This window comes from Pseudoroseicyclus tamaricis (assembly GCF_012070395.1).
GTDB lineage: Bacteria > Pseudomonadota > Alphaproteobacteria > Rhodobacterales > Rhodobacteraceae > Pseudoroseicyclus_A > Pseudoroseicyclus_A tamaricis.
In genome coordinates, this window is record NZ_JAAFYS010000004.1 from 311,877 (window position 1) to 331,256 (window position 19,380).

A 19,380-nucleotide genomic window follows, 5' to 3' on the forward strand; every position below is an offset into this window, starting at 1 on the left:
GGGATAAAGGCCATGCGCAGATTGGGCGAACGGGTGGACCCCGCCCAGACCTACCGCGCCCGGCCCGGCGCCTACGCGGTGCTGCCGCGGGGCGGGGCGCTGCTCCTGACGCGGACGGAGGAGTTTCTGCTGCCCGGCGGCGGCATCGACCCCGGCGAGTCGCCCCTGCAGGCGCTGCACCGCGAGGTGATGGAGGAAACCGGCTGGCGCATCGCCGCGCCCCGCCGGATCGGCGCCTTCCGCCGCTTCGTCTTCATGCCCGATTACGGCTGGTGGGCCGAGAAGATCTGCCACATCTACGTCGCCCGCCCCGTCCTCCGCCTCGGCCCGCCGACGGAGCCGGACCATGAGCCCGTCTGGATGGCGCCGGAGCTGGCGGCCGACCTCCTCGGCTCGCCCGTCGACCGCTTCGTGGTGGCCGGCCTGCAGGAGCGGGCCTAGCGCAGCCGCCGGCCTTCGACGGCGACGCCGTAGAGCGTCGCCACCATGGCCAGCGACATCATCTGGGACAGGGCCGACACGAGAGACAGGCTGACGAACCCGAACCCCGCGGGCAGCAAGACCGGTGCGACAATGAGGGCGAGCGAGCCGAGCGCGCCGGCGACGGCCACGCCGATCAGGGCGAAGCGCTGCGGCCGCGTCTCCTGCCACGCGTCGGCGAGAGTGAGCGGCCGGCCGAGCGCAGCGGCCGGCAGGACCACCGAGAGGCGCAGCCGTCCCCACGCCATGGCACCGGCGACGACGACCACGTCGAGGACAAACCCGAGCGGCCCGAGCATGTCGTAGGGCACGAGCGGCACGATGGCGGCGTCATACAGGAACTGCAGGACGAGAAAGAGGATCCCCAGCAGGAAGAGCTGCCACATGTAGCCGGAAATCAGCGACCAGTCGAAGGCGGGCAACCAGCCGGGCTGCTCTTCCCGGAAGATCCAGCGAAACCAGTTCACGCCGATCCATGCCTCGAAAACGAGCGACAGGACCCCGAAGATGAGCCCCGCTGACGAGCCCATGACGGATCCGGCAAGTCCGCCGCTCCCGCCGAAGCCCATCGCCCACAGCCCCATCCCGTACATCCCCATCGCGCCGGAAAGAGCCGCCGTCACCAGCCAGAACAGCGCCATCGGCACGAGCGCGACCTTCAGCGCCGGCACGATGTTGCGCAGAAGGAGCCCCACCGCGTGAAGGATCATTCGGATCGCCATATCGTTCTCCAGGCCGGCAGAGGGGTCGCAGACGGGGCTGCTGACCGGGGGCCAGACTTGCCGCCGGGGGCGGGGGGGTCAAGCCGCCCGCTTGCCCAAGCCCGGAAAACCCCTTACGCCGCGTGCGTCTGATCAACGGAGGCTCCATGTCCGCGCCCAAGAAAGTGGTGCTCGCCTATTCCGGCGGGCTCGACACCTCGATCATCCTCAAATGGCTCCAGACGGAGTATGGCTGCGAGGTCGTCACCTTCACCGCCGATCTCGGCCAGGGCGAGGAGCTGGAACCGGCGCGCGCGAAGGCCGAGCTGCTCGGCATCAAGCCGGAGAACATCTACATCGAGGACGTGCGCGAGGAATTCGTGCGTGACTTCGTCAACCCGATGTTCCGCGCCAACGCCCTCTACGAGGGGCAGTACCTGCTCGGCACCTCCATCGCCCGGCCGCTGATCTCCAAGCGGCTCGTCGAGATCGCCGAGGAGACGGGCGCCGATGCCATCGCCCACGGCGCCACCGGCAAGGGCAACGACCAGGTCCGTTTCGAGCTGGCCGCCTACGCGCTGAACCCGGACATCAAGGTCATCGCGCCGTGGCGGCTGTGGGATCTGACCTCCCGCACCAAGCTCATCGAGTTCGCCGAGCAGCACCAGATCCCCATCGCCAAGAACAAGCGCGGCGAGGCACCGTTCTCCGTCGATGCCAACCTCCTGCACACCTCCTCCGAGGGCCGCGTGCTGGAGGACCCGGCCGAAGAAGCGCCGGATTACGTGCTCCAGCGCATCACCCGCCCGGAGGACGCGCCGGACGCGCCCGAAATGGTGGAGATCACCTTCGAGAAGGGCGACGCCGTAGCGATCGACGGCGAGGCCATGTCGCCCGCCACGATCCTGACGAAGCTCAACGAGCTCGGCGGCAAGCACGGCATCGGCATCCTCGACCTCGTCGAGAACCGCTTCGTCGGCATGAAGTCCCGCGGCATCTACGAGACACCCGGCGGCACAATCCTGCTGGAGGCGCATCGCGGCATCGAGCAGATCACGCTCGACAGCGGCTCGGGGCACCTCAAGGACAGCCTGATGCCCCGCTACGCGGAGCTGATCTACAACGGCTTCTGGTTCTCCCCCGAGCGCGAGATGCTGCAGGCCGCGATCGACAAGAGTCAGGAGCGGGTCTCCGGCACCGTGCGGCTGAAGCTCTACAAGGGCTCCGTGCGCACCGTCGCCCGCTGGTCGGAGCAGTCGCTCTACTCCGAGGCCCACGTGACCTTCGAGGAGGACGCCGGCGCCTACGACCAGACCGACGCGCAGGGCTTCATCCGGCTCAACGCGCTGCGCCTGAAACTGCTGGCGACGCGCAAGCGGCGCGGCTGAGGCTTGGCGCCGGCCAGCCCGGCGCGCTAGATTGAGAAGGCAACAGGGGGGCTTGCCCCCCGCCTTCGGCCCCGCCGTCTTTCGAGGAAGCACGAGGGGCGCATCAAAAAACGGAGGGGCCATGGCCGAGCTGTCGGACTTCGTCGAGGCACAGGACAGGGTGTGGCCCGACGTGCAGGAGGAGCTGGCGGCGGGGCGCAAGCGCAGCCACTGGATGTGGTACGTCTTCCCGCAGCTCGCCTCCCTCGGGCGCTCCCCCATGGCGCAGCACTACGGCCTCGCGGGCCCGGAGGAGGCCGCCGCCTACCTCGCCCACCCCGTGCTCGGCCCGCGCCTGCAGAAGGCGGCGGAGCTGGCGCTCTCCTCCGGAGAGACCAATCCCGAGCGGCTGATGGGCCCGGTGGATGCGCTCAAGCTCCGCTCCTCCATGACCCTGTTCGAGACGGTGCCGGGGGCGCCGGCCGTCTTCAGCCAGATCCTCCTGCGCTTCTATGACGGCACGCGGGACCCGCTGACGCTGGACGCGCTGGCGTGAGCCTGACGCGGCGCCCCGTCGTCCGCGCCGACCTGCGGGCGCTGATGGCGCTAAAGGTCGCTCCCGCGCAGCGCCAGCTGGTCGCCGAGACGGCGGTCACGCTGGCCCAGCAGGCCTACGAGCCGCCGGGCACCCATGTCTGGGGGCTGTGGGATGGCGACACGGCCGTCGGCCTGCTCGCCATGGTCGATCCGCGCACCTACCCAGAGCTCGAGCCAGAGGATGACCGAGAGGCCGCCTTCGTCTGGCGGCTGATGATCGCGGAGGAACATCAGGGCAAGGGCTATGGGCGCGCGGCTCTGGGGGAGGTCTTCTCCGTCGCGCGCGACTGGGGCCTGCCGCGGGTGGCGCTGACCTTCACCGACATCCCGGGCAATGCCGAGCCCTTCTACCTCGCCCACGGCTTCACCCGCACCGGGCGGGTGGTGGACGGCGAGGTGGAGATGATGCGGGGCATCTGACGCCCGCGCATCGAAAAGGGCGGCGCCGTCGCCGGCACCGCCCTTTCGTGAACCGTCACGCATCGCTTACTGCGTGGTGATGACCTGCATCACCAGCTCGTCGTCGACGCGAACAGGGCCGTCCTCGGTGGCACCGAGCGTGTACTCGAAGATGCCTGTCTCCATGCCGCCGGCCTCGCTGTGGACCATGAGCATCAGCATCTCGCCGGGCATGACCTCTTCGGTCAGGATCGCGGCGACATCCATCGTCTCTCCGACGCGGATCGGGGCGTGGCCGACAACCGGGCCCGGCGCCATCTCGGCATCGGTACGGTGCACGACCAGCCAGCCATTCTCGGCCGCCGTGACCATGCTGGCGCTGACGACGCCGTTGGAGACATCCTGATCCATCGCCTCGACCATGGGGGTCATGTCCTGGGCGGAGGCGGCGGAGGCGAGAAGGAGGGCGGCAGCTGCGGCGGGGGCGGAGAAACGATTGAGCATAAGACGATGTCCTCGATACTGTTGAACCGGCGCGCCCCGTCTGGCCGCGCCTACTGCAAGCAACGGCGGCCCGGAGCATTCGGGCTCACCCTCCCGGGTCACGCGCCCTGACATTCCCGTCAGGGGCTCCGTCAGGCGGAAGACGGCCCGAACGCGAAAGGGGCGCCCGAAGGCGCCCCCCTGCATCTCTTGCCTGGCGTGAGAGGATCAGTCCTCGTCGCGGCGCTTGTGATGCTTGTGCGGGGCCCAGAGGCGCTTGTTGGTCAGGTACAGCAGCACGGCGAGGACGGAGAGGCCGATGACACCGGCGAAGCCGGCCTGCTTGCGCGCCGCCATGTGCGGCTCGGACGCCCACATGATGAAGGCGGCGACGTCCTTCGCTTCTTCGTGCAGCTCGTTGGAGTGCCCGTCGTTGAAGACGATGTCTTCCCCGTAGAGCGGCTGCGGCATCGCGATCCACGAGCCCGGAGCCATGTGGTGGCCGTCCTCGTCGATGCAGCTGGCCGGGTAGCCGCCGGCATCGAAGGCGGTGTTGTAGTAACCCTCGAAATCCTCGGGCGCGCATTCCGGCGGCTCCTCGTAGCCGACGAGGAGCGAGGCGATGTACTCGCCGCCGCCCATGCCGTTGAAGAGCTGGTTGAGGCCGGTGCCGTAGGGGCCGTGGAAGCCGGCGCGGGCCTTGCCCATCAGGCTGAGGTCCGGCGCGTTGGAGAGCGAGGATTCCGGGAAGTAGTCGGCCGGGGTGGCGGTGCGATAGTCGCCCTGCCCGTCGGCGAGGCTTTCGTCGAACACCTCGAACTGCTGCGCATAGGCGCGCATCTGGTCTTCGGGCAGGCCGGGGCCGCCCTCTTCGGCCAGAGTGCGGTAGGCGACGTATTCCATCCCGTGACAGGCGGCGCAGATCTCGGTGTAGATCTGCAGGCCGCGCTGCAGCTGGTTCTGGTCGAACGTGCCGAACGGCCCCTCGTAGGAGAAGGAGAAGTTCTCGATATGCGTCTCGGCGTGCTGGGCCGATGCGGCCACGGGGGCCAGCGCGCCCAGCGCGACAGCGGCGGTCAGAGCGAGAGTCTTGAGCATGGGGTCGTCCTTTCTCACTCGGCCGGCTTGGCCACGTAGGGCGGCGGCGTCTCGGCGTCGCCGTAGTGCTCGCGGAAATCGTCCTCGATCGTTGCGGGCGGCGTCGTCGGCTTCTCGAACACGCCGAGCAGCGGCAGGATCACCAGGAAGTAGGCGAACCAGTAGGTGGCGCCGATCAGCGCGATGGTGGAGTAGGGCGGCTCGGCCGCCTGGGAGCCGACCCACATCAGTACGATGAAGTCGACGACCAGCAGGCGGTACCACCACTTGAACATCGGCCGGTAGCGGCCCGAGCGCACGTTCGACGTGTCCAGCCACGGCACGAGGGCCATGACGAGGATGGCGCCGAACATCGCCAGCACGCCGAAGAACTTCGCGTCGATGATGCCGAAGGAGATCCAGTTGGCGAACATCACCACCCAGACATCCGCGGTGAAGGCCCGCAGGATGGCGTAGAAGGGCAGGAAGTACCATTCCGGCACGATGTGGCTCGGCGTCGCGAGCGGGTTGGCCGGGATGTAGTTGTCGGGGTGGCCGAGGTAGTTCGGCATGAAGCCGACGATCGCCATGAAGACGACGAGGATCAGCGTCAGCGCGAAGAGATCCTTGATCACGAAGTAGGGCCAGAAGGGCAGCGTGTCCTTCGCTGCCTCTTCCTTGCTGGTGCGCCGCACCTCAACGCCCGTCGGGTTGTTGTTGCCCGTCGAGTGGAAGGCCCAGACGTGCACGATGACGAGGCCCGCGATCACGAAGGGCAGCAGGTAGTGCAGCGAGAAGAAGCGGTTGAGCGCCGGCTGGCCGACGGCGGAGGCGCCGAGAAGCCAGGTCTGCAGGCTCTCGCCGATGAAGGGAATGGCGCCGAAGAGGCCGGTGATCACCGCCGTGCCGTGGAAGGACATCTGCCCCCAGGGCAGCACGTAGCCCATGAAGCCGGTGGCCATCATGCACAGGTAGATCAGCATGCCGATGATCCACGTCACCTCGCGGGGCGTCTTGTACGAGCCGTAGAAGAGGCCGCGGAAGATGTGGATGTAGACGGCGAAGAAGAACAGCGATGCGCCGTTGGAGTGGAAATAGCGGATCATGTGGCCGCCATTCACGTTGCGCATGATGTGCTCGACGGAGGCGAAGGCCAGGTCGACCTGCGGGGTGTAGTGCATCACCAGCACCACGCCCGTGGCGATCTGCAGCACCAGCGCGAAGACCAGGACGACGCCCCAGATCCACCACCAGTTCAGGTTCTTCGGCGTGGGGATCATCAGCGTGTCGTAGAGCAGGCCGATGACGGGCAGGCGCCCGTTCAGCCACTTCGCCGCGCCGGCCTTAGGTTCGTAATGGTCGTGGGGAATACCAGCCATCGTGACGTCTCCTTAACCGAGCTGCAGCGTCGTCTCGTCCACGAAGGCCGCGACGGGAATGGGCAGGTTGCGCGGCGCCGGGCCCCGGCGGATGCGGCCGGCGGTGTCGTAGTGCGACCCGTGGCACGGGCAGAACCAGCCGCCGAAATCACCGGACTCGCCGAGCGGCACGCAGCCGAGATGGGTGCACACACCCATTTGCACGAGCCACACGCTGTCCTCGCTGATCGAGCGGTTCTCGTCGGTGGCGGGAACTCCTTCGGGCAGGTTGGCGTTCTCGGCATTGGGATCAACGAGATCGGAGACATCGACATCGCGCGCCGCGGCAATCTCTTCATCGGTGCGGGCCCGGATGAAGACCGGCTTGCCCTGCCAGAGGACCGTCAGCTGCGTGCCACGCTGCACGCCGGAGACATCGACGCGGATCGAGGCGAGAGCCTGCACATCCGCGGAGGGGTTCATCTGGTTCACCAGCGGCCAGACCGCGGCACCGGCCATCACCGTCGCCATGCCGGCGGTGGCATAGTAGATGAAATCGCGGCGCGTGCCCTCTGGGGCCGTCTCTGCTTGTGACACGAGGTTTCTCTCCTTGAGTCGGGGCGCGGGTCGCCCGTCGCACATGTCCCGCGGCGGATTTCCGCCCGATTTTGGGGGGCTTCTTATCCCTCATGCAGTGGGCCGTCCAGCACGCATTGGCCGCGGCCGGCTGACGAGATTGTGGAGTGAATGTCGCTCGGGGTTAACAATTTAGAAACCGAAGGATGCACAGCTTGAACGTGTGTTCGCCCGGCCATAGGGTCTGCGATGGGGATGAACCGGGGGAACCCGGGGTCCGGTCATGCGCATGTCCGGGCCAAGAGCTACGCTAGGAGAACGACGTGCTGTCACCTGCGCACAAAACGCTGCTGATCGCGGGGCTGCTGGCCCTGCCGGGCGCTGCCCGGGCCGAGCTTCAGCTCAGCCTGTATGGCGGCGTGCAGGAGGCTGACCCGTCCGACGTCACCGTTTCCGGCGATTCGGTCGTGGCCGATGACGAGTTCACCGCGACGTGGGAGGGCCGGTCCCTTGAGGCGCCGTTCTACTGGGGCGCCCGCGCCACGTGGTGGGCCCGCTCCGGCCTCGGCTTCGGGCTCGACGTCAACCACGCCAAAACCTACGCCGACGACGAGACGCTGGCCCAGACGGGCTACGAACGGCTCGAATTCTCCGACGGGCTGAACATCGTCACCGTCAACGCCTACTACCGGTGGGACAGGGCGCTCGGCCCCGTCACCCCCTATGTCGGCGGCGGCCTCGGCGTCTCCGTCCCCCATGTGGAGCTGACAGAGGCCTCAAGCGAGACCTTCGAATACCAGCTCACCGGCCCCGCCGCGACCTGGATCGCCGGGGCGAGCGTGCCGATCACCGAGCGGGTGGACCTCTTCGGTGAGTACAAGGGCACCTGGTCCTCCAACGAGGCCGAGCTCGACACCGGCGGCACGCTGGAGAGCGACATCATGACCAATGCCGTGAACTTCGGGGTGAGCTTCAACTTCTGACCGCCGTGCGGGAAGGAGAAGCTAGGAGCGGGGGCCAGCCCCCGCACCCCCGCGGTATTTTTGGCCAGATGAACAGGGGATCCCGGAGAGGGCGCCGCTCTGCCTGGTGAATAGGCCGCGTCTGATTCAGCCGGGAGGCATCGTCGCCCGCATGGCCGGGCGCTCGGCGAAGCGGGCGGCCCAGGCGGAGAGGTCGGGGCGGCCGGCACGCCAGTCGCGGGCGGCATGGCGGAAGTCGAGGTAGCCGAGCGCCGCTGCAACAGAGATCTGCGCGATGTCCAGCGGGCCGGCGAGGTGGCTCATCCAGCGGCCCTCGATGGCATCGAGGGCGCGGGCGACCTTCTCCCACTGCGCATCCATCCAGCGCTGGTCCGGCGTCTCGCGCAGCCGCGCCTCGTAGGCGGCGCTGACGGCGCTGTCGAGGATGCCCTCCGCCGTCGCCTCCAGCGTCAGCACCTCCCAGAGCCGCTTCTCGGGGTAGAGACCGAGGTGCCAGCGATCGTCGAGGTAGCGCGTGATCACCCGGCTGTCATAGAGCGCCGGCCCCTCGGGGCGGATCAGCGCCGGTATGCGGCCGAGCGGGTTAGCGCCGAGCACCGTGGGGTGGCTGTCATAGGCCGTCGTGGCGACGGCGACCTCCTCCACCTCCGCCTCGCGCCCCGCCTCGCGGACGAGAAGGCACACCTTGCGGACGTAGGGCGAGTTGGGGCTCATCACCAGTTGCAGCATCTCAATCCTCCGGGGGCGTCTGCATGAGCTCACCCAGAGCCCCGCCGACGTGAGCGGCGGCGGCCAATCGCGCCGCCTCCGGCTTGTTCTGCCCCAGCTTCCAGGTGCCGTCCACCGCCTCGATCCGCAGGCGCACGGGGACGATGCTGCGCATCATGCGCGCGAGCAGGTCGGGCGGCATCTTGGCGGCGAGCCACGGCGGCTTCGGCGCCAGCCGCGCCTCGAACTCGGCCGAGAGGCGGTCGAGATGGCCGCGCAGCTCCTCCGCCGGTCGCAGCTCCAGCGGGCCGGCCAGGTGGACGGCGACGTAGTTCCACGTCGGCACCTGGTCCTCCAGCCCGTACCAGTCGGGCGAGACGTAGCCCTCCGGCCCGGTGACCGCGAGACGGGCCTGCAAGGGCCCGGCAAGCAGCGCCCGCGCGATGGGATTGGAGCGGACGAGATGCGCCTCGATCAACCCCTCCTCCAGCAGCACGAAGGGGATGTGGGAGAGCAGCGGCGCCGCCTCCGCCACGACCGCAAGCGTCCCGAAGCCGCGCCCGGCCGCGAAGGCGAGGTTCGCGGCGGCGCTGCGGGTGTGGAACGCCTTGTTGGGGTGCATCTCAGGCCGTCAGCCGCTGGCCCTGCCGGCCCGTGATCCGCAGCGGCAGGACCTGCCCCACGGGCTGGTCGGCGCCCAGCGCCACTTCGGTGAAATGCTCCGTCCGCCCCATGCGCGGGCTCTCCATCAGCACCTGCCGGACCTCGCCGACCTGCGCACCAAGATGCCGCTCCACCGCCGTAGCCCCGGCCGCGCGCAGGCGCTTCGCCCGCTCCTTGATCGCGCGCCCGTCCACCTGCGGCATCCGGGCCGCGGGGGTGCCGGGGCGGGGGGAATAGGGGAAGACGTGCAGCCACGTCAGCCCGCATTCTTCGACAAGACGCAGGGAGTTCTCGAACATCGCCTCCGTCTCCGTCGGGAAGCCGGCGATGATGTCGGCGCCGAAGGTGATCCCCGGCCGCAGCCGCCGCGCTTCTTCCGTGAAGCGGATGGCGTCACCGCGCAGGTGGCGGCGCTTCATCCGCTTGAGGATCATGTCATCCCCCGCCTGCAGGGAGAGGTGCAGGTGCGGCATCAGCCGCTCCTCCTCCGCGATGGCGCGCATCAGGCTCTCGTCCACCTCGATCGAATCGATGGAGGAGATGCGCAGCCGCGGCAGGCCCGGCACCAGCTTGAGGATGCGCATGACGAGATCGCCGAAGCGCGGCTGGCCCGGCAGGTCCGCCCCCCAGCTCGTCAGGTCGACGCCCGTCAGCACCACCTCGTTGTAGCCGCTCTCCACCAGCCGGCGGATCTGCTCGACGACGACGCCGGCGGGCACGGAGCGGGAGTTCCCCCGGCCGTAGGGGATGATGCAGAAGGTGCAGCGATGGTCGCAGCCGTTCTGCACCTGCACGTAGGCGCGGCTGCGGGTGCCGAACCCGTCGATCAGGTGGCCGGCGGTCTCTTCCACCGCCATGATGTCATCCACCTTCACCGGTTCGCTCTCGCCGCGGGCGAGGCCGATCCATGTCTCCGGGCGCATCTTCTCGGCATTGCCGATGACGCTCGTCACCTCGGGCATGGCAGCGAAGCGCTCCGGCTCGATCTGCGCCGCGCAGCCGGTGACGATGATCGGCGCGCCGGGGTTCTCGCGCGACAGGCGGCGGATCTCCTGGCTGGCCTTGCGCACCGCCTCCGCCGTGACGGCGCAGGTGTTGATGACCACGGCGCCCTCGAGCCCGGCGCGGGTGGCGAGATCCTTCATCGCCTCCGTCTCGTAGGCGTTGAGACGGCAGCCGAGGGTGGAGAATTTCGGCGTCACGCGGTCCATCAGACCCTCTCCAGGAAGGCGGCAGTGAGCACGCCGTCGAAGACATGGGCCACCGGCCCCGTCAGCCAGATGCCATCCTCGCGCCAGTCGGCCGCCAGCACGCCGCCATCGGCCACCACCTCGGCCCGCCGGCCGGTGAGGCCGCGGCGGTGGGCGGCGGCGACCACGGCGCAGGTGGAGGAGCCGGAGGCGAGGGTCAGCCCCGCGCCCCGCTCCCACACGCGCATCCTCAGGCGGTTCTCGCCGATGAGGCTGACCACCTGCACGTTCGTCCGCTCGGGGAAGAGCGGGTGATGCTCCATCTTCGGGCCGAGCTCGGCGATCTCGATGGCCTCGGCATCGGCGACGAAGAAGGTGCAGTGCGGGTTGCCCATCGAGGTGGCGGCCGGCTCGCCCTCGATGGGCAGCGACAGCGTGTCCACCTGCTCGGCGAGCGGGATCTCCTCCCATGTCAGCCGGGGCGGCCCCATGTTGACGGCGACGCCGCCCGCCTCGCTGCGCGCCCGCAGCAGGCCGCCGCCGGTGCGGATGGTCAGGGCGCGCTCGCCCGTCTCCCCCATCTCGGCCGCGGCGATGCAGCGGGTGGCGTTTCCGCAGGCGGCGGAGAGCGAGCCGTCGGCGTTGTAGAAGGTCAGCCCGAAATCGGCGCCGTCGGCCGGCGTGATGACGGCGAGCTGGTCGAAGCCGACGCCCCTGTGCCGGTCGGCCAGAGCCGCCACGAGCGCAGGGGCCACCGCCCCAGCGCCGGAGCGGCGCTGGTCGATGACGACGAAATCGTTGCCGGCCCCATGCATCTTCGCGAAGGGCAGGCCGGAGGCAGGGCTGTCACGCATGCGCCGCCCCATAGCCGAAGGCCGGCACCATTTCCAGCGATTTGCGGGTTGACGCGCCCGCGGCCTTTGCCTAGCAAGCGCTGCGTTGTGGGCCGGTAGCTCAGTTGGTAGAGCAACTGACTTTTAATCAGTAGGTCTCGGGTTCGAGCCCCGACCGGCTCACCACAACACCCTTCCTTCAGCAGAACGGCGGCTTGTGCCGCCCTGAGCGATGGTCATGCCAAGGGGCCGACGAGTCGGCCCCTGTTTGCCTGTCACGAGGGTCGCGCGGTTCGCCCGTCAGGAGGCCAGCCGCCTGCGAGCCTGCGGAACGGCTACCGGGGCGGTGTAGCTCTGGTCCCCCGTCTGGAAGACGGAGACCCGCTTGGCGAGATCGCGCGCCTCCTGCGTCAGCAGGTGGCTGGCGGCCGTCGATTCTTCCACCATCGCCGCGTTCTGCTGGGTCACGTCATCCAGCCGCGAGACGCCGGCGTTGATCTCCTCCAGCATCGCCGCCTGCTCGGCCGCGCCGCCGGCGATCTGCGAGACAGAGGTGTGGATTGCCTCGACCCCCTCGATGATCCGCTTCAGCTCATCGCCCGCCCGCGTCACGAGGCCCACGCCGTTCGTCACCTGCCCGGAGCTGACCTGGATCAGGTCCTTGATCTCGGCGGCGGAATCGGCGGAGCGCATGGCCAGCGACCGCACCTCCGAGGCGACGACGGCGAAGCCACGCCCCGCCTCCCCCGCGCGGGCCGCCTCGACGCCGGCGTTCAGGGCCAGCAGGTTCGTCTGGAAGGCGATGTCGTCGATGATGCCGATCACCTGCGAGATGCGCCGCGACGAGGCCTCGATCTCCGCCATGGCCGTCACCGCGTCGGTGACGACGACGCCGCCCTTGCGCGCCGTCGACATCGCGTCGCTGGCGGAGGTCTCCACCTCCCGCGCGCTCTCCGCCGATTCCTTCACGGTGGAGGTCAGCTCGTCGATGGCCGAGGCCGTCTGCTCCAGCGTGGCGGCCTGCGATTCGGTCCGCGTCGCGAGTTCGGAGGAGGATTGCCCGATCTCCGCCGCGGCGCCCTCCACCTTGCCGGCGACGCCCTTCAAGGAGGTCATCACCTCAGACAATTGCTGGCAGGCCTTGTTGAACGCCTGCCCGAGGAGGTGAATGTCCGCCGCGCCGCAGGGCGGGATCCGGTGCCTCAGCTCACCGTGGCTGAGCCGGTCCAGCCCGCGCGCCAGCTCCTCGATACCGGCCTGCCGCTCGGTGATGTCGGTGGCGATCTTCATGATCGACAGCGTCTCGCCTCGCGCTCCGAGGCAGGGGGCATAGGTCGCCTGGATCCAGACGGTCGCGCCATCCTTGGCGACGCGGGGGAACTGGTCGGTGAAGGTCTTGCCGGCGCCGAGTGCCTGCCAGAACTCCTTGTATTGCGGCGAGCGGGCGTACTCCTCCTTCACGAACATCGCGTGATGGCGGCCCACCACCTCTTCCAGCCGGTAGCCCATGGCGGAGAGGAAGTTGTCGTTCGCCCGGATGATCGTGCCGTCAGGATGAAACTCGATGATGGCCTGCGTCCGCTCGACCACAGCCATCAGGTCCGCGGCTGTCCGCTCCCCCGCATCCTCTTCCTTGCGCCTGAAGAACATCCACCAGCCCTCTGAAACCAACATCGACGCCAGATTGCGCCGCGAGCTTCCTAGGGCCGAGGTGTCTCCAAACGCTTAAGACGGGCCCAGCCTGCCGCGACGCGCCGCAGATGCGGGCCGCGGCAGGCAGGTCGCAGCCTCAGCCCTGCTCGAGGAACTCGATCAGCGCGTCGTTGAAGGCCTGCGGGTGGCTGACGTTGCAGCCATGCGGCGCGTCCTGGATCAGGGCGAGCCGGCTGTGGGCGACGGCCTTGTGGGTGCGCAGGCCCGAGCCTTCCACCGGCACGATGCCGTCCGCATCGCCGTGGAGCACCAGCGTCGGCACGGTGATCTTCTCCAGATCCTCGCGGAAGTCGGTGGTGCCGAAGGCCTCCATGCAGGCCAGCGCCGCCGTCTGGTCCGACTGCTCGCAAAGCCGGATGGCCTTCTGCCGATCCTCCTCGCTGACCTTCAGCTCGTCGCCCGCGCTGAAGAAGTTCTTCGTGAAGTCGTCGAAGAACGCCGCGCGACCGGCCTTCAGCCCGTCTTCCATCTCCTTCGCCGCATCCTCCGTCAGCGGGCCGGAGGGGTTGTCGGCGGTCTGCATCAGGTAAGGCGGCACGGCGGAGGCGAAGACGATGGAGTGCAGCCGCTCCTCGCCATGAGCCCCGACGTAGCGGGCCACCTCGCCGCCGCCCATCGAGAAGCCGACGAGCGTCACGTCGCGCAGGTCCTTCTCCTCCAGCAGCGCGGCAAGGTCGTCCGTCATCGTGTCGTAGTCGTAGCCGCCCTCCGGCTTGTCGGAGGCGCCGAAGCCCCGCCGGTCATAGGAGATGACGCGGTAGCCCTTCTCCGTCAGCGCGGGCACCTGCTTCTCCCACGCGGCGGAGGAGAGCGGCCAGCCGTGGATCAGCACCACGGGGCGGCCGGTGCCGCCGGTGTCGTTGACGTGCAGGCGCGGGCGAGAGCTGGCGTTGAGGGTGGGTTCCATGGGTCGTCTCCCTGTCTGGGACAAATGCTGTGGTTGGACGACGAACGCACCCCTTCGCCCGGCCGTTTCGCGGCCCGGCGAATTCGTGAGGTGTCAGCAGTTTTCCGGGAGGCGCTTGGCCCCGCCGCGTCAGCTCCGCCGCAGCGTGTCGCCCACGTCCAGCATCGGCGCGAGGGTGATGACGGGGCCGTCCTCGCCGAGCGGGTCAGGCAGGGCGCAGCGGGCCGCGATGATGTCCGCCGCCTTCTCGCCCACCTCGCGCCGGCAGGCATCCATGGTGGCGAGCTGGCGGGGCAGGCCCTCGAGCAGCTCCACCCCGTTGAAGCCGGCGAGCCCGATCTGGCCGGGAATATCCACCCCCTTCTCCAACAGGTAGAGCAGGCCCCCGGCGCCGATCATGTCGTTGGAGTAATAAAGAAAGTCGAGCCCCGGCGTCCGCGTCAGGATCGCCTCCGTCATCTCTCGGCCCTTCTTGAGCGCCGAGCCGCCGGAGTAGAACTCCTGGTCGACGATCTCGTGGCCCTTCTTGGCGAGGTAGGCGGTGAACCCCTCGAAGCGCTTCCGCGCCCGGTAATCCAGGGGCATCTTGGTGCCGAGAAAGCCGATCTTCCGATAGCCCTGCCCGAGGATCGCTTCGGCCATCTCCCGCCCCGCGCGGCGGTGGGAGATGCCGACGGCGGCGTCGATGGGGTCCCCGTCGGTATCCATGATCTCCACCACCGGCACGCCGGCGCGGGCGAGCATGGCGCGGGAGGCTTCCGAATGCTCCAGCCCCGCGATGATCACGCCGGAAGGGCGCCACGAGAGCATCTCGAAGAGCACCTTCTCCTCCTGCTCGGGCCGATAGTCGGTGACGCCGACGACGGGCTGCAGCCCGGTGCCGGACAGACGGTCGGAAATGCCGGAGAGCACCTCGGGAAAGACCATGTTCTTGAGCGAGGGGATGATGACGGCGACGAGGTTCACGCGGCTGGAGGCGAGCGCCCCGGCGATGCGGTTCGGCACGTAGCCCATCTTCTTGGCCGCGGCCTGCACCTTGGCGCGCGTCGCCTCTGAGACGTCGCCCTTGCCGCGCAGCACGCGGCTCACCGTCATTTCGCTCACGCCCGACGCTTCGGAGACGTCGCGCAGCGTCAGCGGCCGCTGCCTCGTCTGGGTCACTCCGTCCCCCTCCTCCGGGGTCCCGAAGGGTTAGCGGGGCGGCGCGGCATTGTAAAAGGGATATGCGGGCGGCCCGGCACGCGCCGTTGACCTCCGCCCTGGGGGCGGGCAGGAAGGCGATGAGCGGCCCCGTGGCTCAACTGGATAGAGCAATCCCCTCCTAAGGGATAGGTTGCAGGTTCGAATCCTGCCGGGGTCACCAGCCCTCGCCGAACCGCCCCCCGTGCCTTCCCCGCCCCCGCGCCGCCCGTCATTCGCATCGACGTGAAGGAACGGCTGCGGTCCGGGCGACTTGTACAGTCGAAAGGGGATGCCTCATGCTGACCAGACGCCACTTCATCTCGACCACGACAGCGCTCTTCTCGACCGCCATCGCCGCGCCGGCCTTCGCTGCCACCGCGGCGCAGGAGGCGGAGTGGGATGCGCAGGTGACGCCGCCGGGCTTCGATCCGGCCACCTCCAACCCCTGGGGACTGAACCCGCGCCTGCTGCCGCAGCGGGTCTTCACCAATGGCGGGCTGACGCCGGGGGACATCCACGTCGATGCCGTCGCGCGCTACCTCTACCATATCGAGGAGGGCGGCACGGCGATGCGCTACGGCGTCGCCATCGGCCGCGGCGGGCTTTACGAGCCGGGCACCTACCGGATCGGCCGCAAGACGAAATGGCCGACGTGGACGCCGACGCAGGACATGATCGAGCGGGAGCCCGATCTCTACGCGCAATACGAGGACGGGATGGACCCGGGCCCCGAGAACGCGCTGGGGAGCCGGGCGCTCTACCTGTTCGAGGGCGGTCGCGACACGCTGCTGCGCATCCACGGCACGCCGCATCCTCGCTCCATCGGCACGCGCGCCAGCTCCGGCTGCGTGCGGATGATCATGCCGCACATCAACCAGCTCTACCCGAACGTGGCAGTCGATTCGACGGCCGTGCTCTACCCGGCGGACGACAGCGTTACCGCCACGAGCTGAGCCGAAGGCGTGAGCCGGGGCCGCGAAGGCCCCGGCCGGGATCAGGCCGCGGGCGGCGGCGGGGCCGGGATGGCCGAGCCGGCGCCGAGGCAGATCGGGTTGTCGTTGATGGAGCGCAGCGGAAGCTCGGTCGTCTCCACCGGGCCGGTGTAGCTGTACCAGTAGCAATTGTCGGTCGGCCGCAGGTAAGCGGTCGTCAGGTCCTGCCCGGGCGCGACGATTGAGCGCACCTCCGGCGGCAGCTGCGAGCCGGGCTCTGGCGGCAGTTCCGGCACCGGGGGGGCCGGCGGGGGCGGCGGCGCGATTGCGACGCAGGCGGTGAGCATCAGGGTGGTGCCGAGCGCCAGCGCCGGGGCGCGGCAAAGGCTGAGGAAAGTCTCTCGCATTGGGGGCGGTCCTGTTCAGGTTTCCCGCCGAAGGTCGCATTCCGCGCGGCGGTTCGCAACGCCGCAGGGCGCCTACACCATGCGGATCACATCCTTGCCGATCGCCAGCACGTAGCCGCGCCGGGCAATGTTCTTCACCAGAAGCTCGCTGACGATCTGGTTGCCCAGCGTGTCGCGCAGCCGCTTGATCCGCGTCGCGCCGGCCGCCTCGTCGCAATCGGAGGCATCCTTGCCGGAGATCACCGCCTCGATCTCGGCGCCAGAGAGCACGTCATCGTCCATCCGCGCCTCCGCCAGCACCGAGAGGGTCTCGATGGCGGCGCCGGTCAGCTTGAACTCGAGGTTGTTGAGATAGACCGTGTTCTGCTCCCTCGCGATCAGCAGCGAGTTCACCTCGATCCCCTTCCGTTCGATCTGGCCCATCCGGCGCGTCAACGCCACGAGCATGACGAGGAAGGCGACCGCCGCCACCAGCATCGCCAGCGCGAAGACCAGCAGCACGAAGATGACGAATCGGTAGGAACCCAGCGTCTCCGAGAAGGCCGTGCCGCTCTGCGCGAGGATCTCCAGCAGCTTCACCTCCGCCTGGCTGCGCAGGTCGGCATTCTCGATGAACAGCTGCTCGACGCGCGCGTTGAAGGCGTTGGCATCCGGCAGGTTGAGGAAGAGCAGCAGCGCCGCGATCACCAGCACCGCGAAAATCGACGCGATGCCCCCGATCACGAACCGGTTGCCCGTCACCCGCACCTCAGAAGCGAAGGTAGAATCTCCCGGCATCGCCTTCCCTCTCCCCAAGCCCGGCTTCGTCGAATGTGCCGAGAATCGTGAGAAGCTGCCAGCCATTCGCGGCCAGCCGGGGGCGCAGCTCTTCTTCGGCAGCCGCCATGGTGCAGGCTCCGCGGATTTCCGCAACACCGTAGTGCAGGCGCAGCGGATCATCCTGCTTCGCCTTGTAGTCGGCAAAGCAGGCCGCCGAGGCCGGGCCGGCGGCAGCGAGGAGCATCAGGGCGAGGAAGGGGAGCGTGGCTCTCATGGCCCGAGCCTCAACCCGGGAGGGCACGCTAGTCAATATCCGTTGGGATTTTCGCATCCTGTCATTGGATAGCAACCGGACGTTATTGTTTGATTTCACCGGTGCTCCCCATGGTCTGCCCATCGCGTTCGCCAAAAGGGCTGCCACCCGATGAGGAGACCCGCCATGAGATACCTGACCCGCCAGCTGATCGCCATCGCCGCCGCCTTCGCCCTCGTCCTGCCCCTGCCGGCACGGGCGGAGGAGTATGGTGCGCGCAGCGACAGCAATGGCGAGGAGATTGGCCAGCTCCTCATCGGCCTCGCCGTTTTCGGCATCGCGGCGCATGTCCTCGCCCAGGCGAGCAAGCGCAATAAGGAGGACGATACCCCGGCGCCGGCCCCCACGGCCCGGCGGCCCGCGCCGCAGCAGCCCTTCCACCCCGGCTTCACGCGGTCAGAGCCCGGCTTCAGCCCGGACTCGTCCCGTGGGTTCAGCCCGGCGTCGCCGCGCGGCTTCAGCCCCGCTGCCCCGGCCGCGCTGCCGCGCCTGCCCTCGAGCTGCGCGGTGAGTTTCGAGACGCTGCGCGGCGCCCCCGTGCGCATCGTCGATCAGGATTGCCTGGCCCGGCGCTTCGCGCAGACCAGCCAGCTTCCCGCTTCCTGCAACCGGACCATCCGCATCGTCGGCGGCGTGGCGCGCGGCTTCGATGTCCGCTGCCTCCAGGATGAGGGATACCGCTTCTCGGCCCGTTAAGGCGTTCACGGTCGAGCAGAGGGACCGGAACCCGCAGTCCCCGCGGGACCGGCACCCGGAACGGGGCGGAGGAACATGGGCCTCCGCCCCGTCTCTATTTCGGGGACAAAATCCTCGACATCGCAGTTGCCAAGCCGCCGGAGCTGTTCCCCGCCCGATACGCGCCAAAGGCGCAGGGCGAGCGCCTGCCCGTCCCGGCGGGCTGGCGCTCTGGTGGGGCTTGGCGCCCCGCCAGGGCGGGGATGTCTTTTGCCGCCATAAATCGCGCAGCAGGGCCATTGCAGCGCCACCCCACGGGCAGGCGCCCGCCCTCCGCCTGCAACCGGAGTCTCGGGGAGGCGATCGGAGCGGTGGGTTGTGGGTTACAAACCCACCCAACGCAGCCCATTCGTGATCGCCGCCAGGCTTGCACCGCGACTCGCGCCCCGGCATTTTGCGCCCATGCAGGCCTTCCCAGATTACACCTTCGAGACCGCCATCATCTCGCGCGGCCATGTCCCCGTCGCCGGCGTCGATGAGGCTGGACGAGGCCCCCTCGCCGGCCCGGTCGTCGCCGCCGCCGTCATCCTGCGCCAGGAGGCGATCCCGCCCGGCCTCAACGATTCCAAGAAGCTCAACGCCGCCCAGCGCGAGGAGCTCGACCTGCAGATCCGCGAGAGCGCCATCTTCGCCGTCGCCGAGGCGAGCGTGGAGGAGATCGACCGCCTCAATATCCTCTGGGCCTCGATGCTGGCCATGTCGCGCGCCCTCGCCGCCCTCGCCATGGCCCCGGCCTATGCCCTCATCGACGGCAACCGGATGCCGAAGGAGCTCTGCTGCCCCGGCGAACCGCTCGTGGGCGGCGACGCCCGCTCGCTCTCCATCGCGGCGGCCTCGATCCTCGCCAAGGTGCACCGCGACCGCATCATGGTGGATTTGGCGCAACAGCACCCCGGCTACGGCTGGGAGCGCAACTCCGGCTATGCGGTAAAGGCGCATCAGTCCGCGATCCGTGAGCTGGGGCTGACCCCACACCATAGGCGCTCCTTCCGGCTCGACTACCAGATATAGTGACAA

Annotated in this window: 23 protein-coding genes and 2 tRNA genes; 10 read left to right on the forward strand and 15 right to left on the reverse strand. The window is 68.9% G+C overall.

Going from position 1 to position 19,380, the window contains the following annotated elements:
- Positions 1 to 12 precede the first annotated feature (12 nt).
- Positions 13 to 441, forward strand: coding sequence for an NUDIX hydrolase (locus tag GY170_RS17265; RefSeq protein WP_163895917.1), 429 nt, complete (start codon positions 13 to 15; stop codon positions 439 to 441).
- Here the strand turns inward: GY170_RS17265 and GY170_RS17270 are convergent.
- Positions 438 to 1,190 (reverse strand): hypothetical protein, encoded by a 753-nt coding sequence (locus tag GY170_RS17270; RefSeq protein WP_167803334.1) that lies wholly within the window; start codon positions 1,188 to 1,190, stop codon positions 438 to 440. The two genes, GY170_RS17265 and GY170_RS17270, sit on opposite strands and share 4 nt — an antisense overlap.
- A gap of 158 nt (positions 1,191 to 1,348) precedes the next feature.
- Between GY170_RS17270 and GY170_RS17275 the strand changes: the two genes are divergently transcribed.
- The 3 genes from GY170_RS17275 (at position 1,349) to GY170_RS17285 (ending at position 3,565) form a co-directional block, all read left to right on the forward strand.
- Entirely contained in the window at positions 1,349 to 2,569 is a 1,221-nt protein-coding gene (locus GY170_RS17275) for an argininosuccinate synthase (protein WP_163895920.1), read from the forward strand.
- Positions 2,570 to 2,690: 121 nt separating this feature from the next.
- Positions 2,691 to 3,104: a DUF1810 domain-containing protein gene (locus GY170_RS17280; protein ID WP_163895922.1), complete on the forward strand. Its 414-nt coding sequence runs from the start codon at positions 2,691 to 2,693 to the stop codon at positions 3,102 to 3,104.
- Entirely contained in the window at positions 3,101 to 3,565 is a 465-nt protein-coding gene (locus GY170_RS17285; protein WP_163895924.1) for a GNAT family N-acetyltransferase, read from the forward strand. Before GY170_RS17280 ends, GY170_RS17285 begins: the two co-directional genes overlap by 4 nt.
- Positions 3,566 to 3,631: 66 nt before the next feature.
- Here GY170_RS17285 and GY170_RS17290 read toward each other — a convergent pair whose 3' ends face one another.
- The 4 genes from GY170_RS17290 to petA form a co-directional block, all read right to left on the reverse strand.
- Positions 3,632 to 4,048: a DUF7282 domain-containing protein gene (locus GY170_RS17290; protein ID WP_163895926.1), complete on the reverse strand. Its 417-nt coding sequence runs from the start codon at positions 4,046 to 4,048 to the stop codon at positions 3,632 to 3,634.
- Positions 4,049 to 4,255: 207 nt separating this feature from the next.
- Positions 4,256 to 5,125 (reverse strand): cytochrome c1, encoded by an 870-nt coding sequence (locus GY170_RS17295; RefSeq protein ID WP_163895928.1) that lies wholly within the window; start codon positions 5,123 to 5,125, stop codon positions 4,256 to 4,258.
- A 14-nt stretch (positions 5,126 to 5,139) separates the two neighbouring features.
- Positions 5,140 to 6,483 (reverse strand): cytochrome b, encoded by a 1,344-nt coding sequence (locus tag GY170_RS17300; RefSeq protein WP_163895930.1) that lies wholly within the window; start codon positions 6,481 to 6,483, stop codon positions 5,140 to 5,142.
- Between the two features lie 12 nt (positions 6,484 to 6,495).
- Positions 6,496 to 7,059, reverse strand: a complete 564-nt coding sequence (gene petA / locus GY170_RS17305; protein ID WP_163895932.1) for a ubiquinol-cytochrome c reductase iron-sulfur subunit — start codon at positions 7,057 to 7,059, stop codon at positions 6,496 to 6,498.
- 302 nt (positions 7,060 to 7,361) lie between these two features.
- Between petA and GY170_RS17310 the strand changes: the two genes are divergently transcribed.
- A complete protein-coding gene (locus GY170_RS17310) occupies positions 7,362 to 8,021 on the forward strand; it encodes an outer membrane protein (RefSeq protein ID WP_235937862.1) in 660 nt (219 codons plus the stop codon).
- Between the two features lie 126 nt (positions 8,022 to 8,147).
- Here the strand turns inward: GY170_RS17310 and GY170_RS17315 are convergent, their stop codons facing one another.
- From GY170_RS17315 to dapF, 4 genes are read right to left on the reverse strand one after another with little or no spacing between them, the layout of a single operon-like run.
- Positions 8,148 to 8,747 (reverse strand): glutathione S-transferase family protein, encoded by a 600-nt coding sequence (locus tag GY170_RS17315; RefSeq protein ID WP_163896320.1) that lies wholly within the window; start codon positions 8,745 to 8,747, stop codon positions 8,148 to 8,150.
- A gap of 4 nt (positions 8,748 to 8,751) precedes the next feature.
- Positions 8,752 to 9,351, reverse strand: a complete 600-nt coding sequence (locus tag GY170_RS17320; protein ID WP_163895935.1) for an FMN-binding negative transcriptional regulator — start codon at positions 9,349 to 9,351, stop codon at positions 8,752 to 8,754.
- 1 nt (position 9,352) lies between these two features.
- Positions 9,353 to 10,603 (reverse strand): tRNA (N(6)-L-threonylcarbamoyladenosine(37)-C(2))-methylthiotransferase MtaB, encoded by a 1,251-nt coding sequence (mtaB, locus tag GY170_RS17325; RefSeq protein ID WP_163895937.1) that lies wholly within the window; start codon positions 10,601 to 10,603, stop codon positions 9,353 to 9,355.
- Entirely contained in the window at positions 10,603 to 11,436 is an 834-nt protein-coding gene (dapF, locus tag GY170_RS17330) for a diaminopimelate epimerase (protein WP_163895939.1), read from the reverse strand. The genes mtaB and dapF overlap by 1 nt, the downstream gene beginning before the upstream one ends.
- 89 nt (positions 11,437 to 11,525) lie before the next feature.
- Between dapF and GY170_RS17335 the strand changes: the two genes are divergently transcribed.
- A tRNA-Lys gene (locus tag GY170_RS17335) sits at positions 11,526 to 11,601 on the forward strand.
- 114 nt (positions 11,602 to 11,715) lie between these two features.
- Here the strand turns inward: GY170_RS17335 and GY170_RS17340 are convergent.
- From GY170_RS17340 to GY170_RS17350, 3 genes are all read right to left on the reverse strand, one after another.
- Positions 11,716 to 13,089, reverse strand: coding sequence for a methyl-accepting chemotaxis protein (locus GY170_RS17340; RefSeq protein WP_235937863.1), 1,374 nt, complete (start codon positions 13,087 to 13,089; stop codon positions 11,716 to 11,718).
- Positions 13,090 to 13,204: 115 nt separating this feature from the next.
- Positions 13,205 to 14,035: an alpha/beta fold hydrolase gene (locus tag GY170_RS17345; protein WP_163895941.1), complete on the reverse strand. Its 831-nt coding sequence runs from the start codon at positions 14,033 to 14,035 to the stop codon at positions 13,205 to 13,207.
- A gap of 129 nt (positions 14,036 to 14,164) precedes the next feature.
- Positions 14,165 to 15,196: a LacI family DNA-binding transcriptional regulator gene (locus GY170_RS17350; protein ID WP_163895943.1), complete on the reverse strand. Its 1,032-nt coding sequence runs from the start codon at positions 15,194 to 15,196 to the stop codon at positions 14,165 to 14,167.
- Between the two features lie 125 nt (positions 15,197 to 15,321).
- On the opposite strand from GY170_RS17350, the gene GY170_RS17355 reads away from it, so the two are divergent.
- Together GY170_RS17355 and GY170_RS17360 are read left to right on the forward strand one after the other, a co-directional pair.
- Positions 15,322 to 15,398 (forward strand) — tRNA-Arg (locus tag GY170_RS17355).
- 115 nt (positions 15,399 to 15,513) lie between these two features.
- Entirely contained in the window at positions 15,514 to 16,170 is a 657-nt protein-coding gene (locus GY170_RS17360; protein ID WP_163895945.1) for a L,D-transpeptidase, read from the forward strand.
- A 41-nt stretch (positions 16,171 to 16,211) separates the two neighbouring features.
- Here the strand turns inward: GY170_RS17360 and GY170_RS17365 are convergent, their stop codons facing one another.
- The 3 genes from GY170_RS17365 to GY170_RS17375 form a co-directional block, all read right to left on the reverse strand.
- Positions 16,212 to 16,556, reverse strand: coding sequence for a hypothetical protein (locus GY170_RS17365; protein WP_163895947.1), 345 nt, complete (start codon positions 16,554 to 16,556; stop codon positions 16,212 to 16,214).
- A gap of 72 nt (positions 16,557 to 16,628) precedes the next feature.
- On the reverse strand, positions 16,629 to 17,333 hold the full coding sequence (locus GY170_RS17370; protein WP_203531368.1) for a winged helix-turn-helix domain-containing protein: 705 nt from the start codon (positions 17,331 to 17,333) through the stop codon (positions 16,629 to 16,631).
- Positions 17,305 to 17,589, reverse strand: coding sequence for a hypothetical protein (locus GY170_RS17375; RefSeq protein ID WP_163895949.1), 285 nt, complete (start codon positions 17,587 to 17,589; stop codon positions 17,305 to 17,307). The genes GY170_RS17370 and GY170_RS17375 overlap by 29 nt, the downstream gene beginning before the upstream one ends.
- 165 nt (positions 17,590 to 17,754) lie before the next feature.
- Between GY170_RS17375 and GY170_RS17380 the strand changes: the two genes are divergently transcribed.
- Positions 17,755 to 18,324, forward strand: a complete 570-nt coding sequence (locus GY170_RS17380) for a hypothetical protein (RefSeq protein ID WP_163895951.1) — start codon at positions 17,755 to 17,757, stop codon at positions 18,322 to 18,324.
- A 441-nt stretch (positions 18,325 to 18,765) separates the two neighbouring features.
- Positions 18,766 to 19,374, forward strand: coding sequence for a ribonuclease HII (gene rnhB, locus GY170_RS17385; RefSeq protein WP_163895953.1), 609 nt, complete (start codon positions 18,766 to 18,768; stop codon positions 19,372 to 19,374).
- Positions 19,375 to 19,380: the final 6 nt, after the last annotated feature.

What these genes read in the sequence shown, in the direction of transcription:
- GY170_RS17265 (WP_163895917.1), top strand. Translation starts at nt 13, where the DNA reads ATGCGCAGATTGGGCGAACGGGTGGACCCCGCCCAGACCTACCGCGCC.
- GY170_RS17270 (WP_167803334.1), bottom strand. Translation starts at nt 1,190, where the DNA reads ATGATCCTTCACGCGGTGGGGCTCCTTCTGCGCAACATCGTGCCGGCG.
- GY170_RS17275 (WP_163895920.1), top strand. Translation starts at nt 1,349, where the DNA reads ATGTCCGCGCCCAAGAAAGTGGTGCTCGCCTATTCCGGCGGGCTCGAC.
- GY170_RS17280 (WP_163895922.1), top strand. Translation starts at nt 2,691, where the DNA reads ATGGCCGAGCTGTCGGACTTCGTCGAGGCACAGGACAGGGTGTGGCCC.
- GY170_RS17290 (WP_163895926.1), bottom strand. Translation starts at nt 4,048, where the DNA reads ATGCTCAATCGTTTCTCCGCCCCCGCCGCAGCTGCCGCCCTCCTTCTC.
- GY170_RS17295 (WP_163895928.1), bottom strand. Translation starts at nt 5,125, where the DNA reads ATGCTCAAGACTCTCGCTCTGACCGCCGCTGTCGCGCTGGGCGCGCTG.
- GY170_RS17300 (WP_163895930.1), bottom strand. Translation starts at nt 6,483, where the DNA reads ATGGCTGGTATTCCCCACGACCATTACGAACCTAAGGCCGGCGCGGCG.
- GY170_RS17320 (WP_163895935.1), bottom strand. Translation starts at nt 9,351, where the DNA reads ATGCACCCCAACAAGGCGTTCCACACCCGCAGCGCCGCCGCGAACCTC.
- mtaB (WP_163895937.1), bottom strand. Translation starts at nt 10,603, where the DNA reads ATGGACCGCGTGACGCCGAAATTCTCCACCCTCGGCTGCCGTCTCAAC.
- dapF (WP_163895939.1), bottom strand. Translation starts at nt 11,436, where the DNA reads ATGCGTGACAGCCCTGCCTCCGGCCTGCCCTTCGCGAAGATGCATGGG.
- GY170_RS17340 (WP_235937863.1), bottom strand. Translation starts at nt 13,089, where the DNA reads ATGTTGGTTTCAGAGGGCTGGTGGATGTTCTTCAGGCGCAAGGAAGAG.
- GY170_RS17345 (WP_163895941.1), bottom strand. Translation starts at nt 14,035, where the DNA reads ATGGAACCCACCCTCAACGCCAGCTCTCGCCCGCGCCTGCACGTCAAC.
- GY170_RS17360 (WP_163895945.1), top strand. Translation starts at nt 15,514, where the DNA reads ATGCTGACCAGACGCCACTTCATCTCGACCACGACAGCGCTCTTCTCG.
- GY170_RS17365 (WP_163895947.1), bottom strand. Translation starts at nt 16,556, where the DNA reads ATGCGAGAGACTTTCCTCAGCCTTTGCCGCGCCCCGGCGCTGGCGCTC.
- GY170_RS17370 (WP_203531368.1), bottom strand. Translation starts at nt 17,333, where the DNA reads ATGCCGGGAGATTCTACCTTCGCTTCTGAGGTGCGGGTGACGGGCAAC.
- GY170_RS17375 (WP_163895949.1), bottom strand. Translation starts at nt 17,589, where the DNA reads ATGAGAGCCACGCTCCCCTTCCTCGCCCTGATGCTCCTCGCTGCCGCC.
- GY170_RS17380 (WP_163895951.1), top strand. Translation starts at nt 17,755, where the DNA reads ATGAGATACCTGACCCGCCAGCTGATCGCCATCGCCGCCGCCTTCGCC.
- rnhB (WP_163895953.1), top strand. Translation starts at nt 18,766, where the DNA reads ATGCAGGCCTTCCCAGATTACACCTTCGAGACCGCCATCATCTCGCGC.